This window comes from Oleiphilus sp. HI0066 (assembly GCF_001635725.1).
Window position 1 is genome coordinate 1 of sequence record NZ_LWFH01000821.1, and the last position, 841, is coordinate 841.

Genomic DNA, 841 nt, shown 5'->3' on the forward strand with positions numbered 1-841 from the left:
CCAGGACAGGCGCATCGTTAGTCCCGGTTAAGGTGATGACAAGATTTTTCGTGTCACTAGCTCCAGCCAAATCTGTAAGAGTTACCGGAATTGTAATTGTTTGCACATCGCCTTGGGCTAAATGATTGTAGCTGCTGTGACTGGGATCAAAACTATATTTCCCATTCTGCTGGAGTACAAAACCGTCGACACTCGGGGAAGAAAAGCTAACTCGGTCGTGGTTATCGTGCTCTGCGACATAAATTATCCCTTTTGTTAGTGTCGTATCGCCTTCATGTGCTGCTTGAGCTGTAATAGAGGTGATCTCCGGCGCATCGTTAGTGCCCGTCACGTCGATCGTTATCGTTTGCTGTACCGGTGTGCCGCTGCTGTCTGTGGCCGTGACAGTAAAGTGCTCTGTTACCTGTTGATTAGCTGCTAGGGTATACGTCGCATGGCTTGTATTGTCCAGTTGATAATGCCACTGTCCCTGTTGATCAATACTCAACTGACCATAGCGGCCCTGCCCCTGAACCACTTGCCAGCTGGGGGTATCGCCCATGTCTGGATCGGTTACGTTTAACGTTCCAGTGGCATCGGCATTGCCACTGGAACCATCGCCCGCTTCTATTACAGCGCCAGTGCTAGCGCCTATTATTACAGGAAGATCATTAGTGCCTTTTACGGTGATATTTAGCTGATGTGCTGTACCATCCGCACTATGGACAGTCAGTAGTTCGTGCTCGACCTGCCCCCCTGATAATGACTGTGATTTGATATTATCTGGCACATAAGTCCAGTGACCACTTACATCAATATGTGCAGTACCAAATGTGCCCACAATCGTTTCTGGTTTAAAGCT

General features: G+C 48.5%; 1 protein-coding gene. It reads right to left on the reverse strand.

Annotation, left to right across the window (positions count from 1 at the left end; genetic code table 11):
- On the reverse strand, positions 1–841 hold an 841-nt coding region (locus A3738_RS09715; protein WP_197473767.1), incomplete at both ends, for a VCBS domain-containing protein.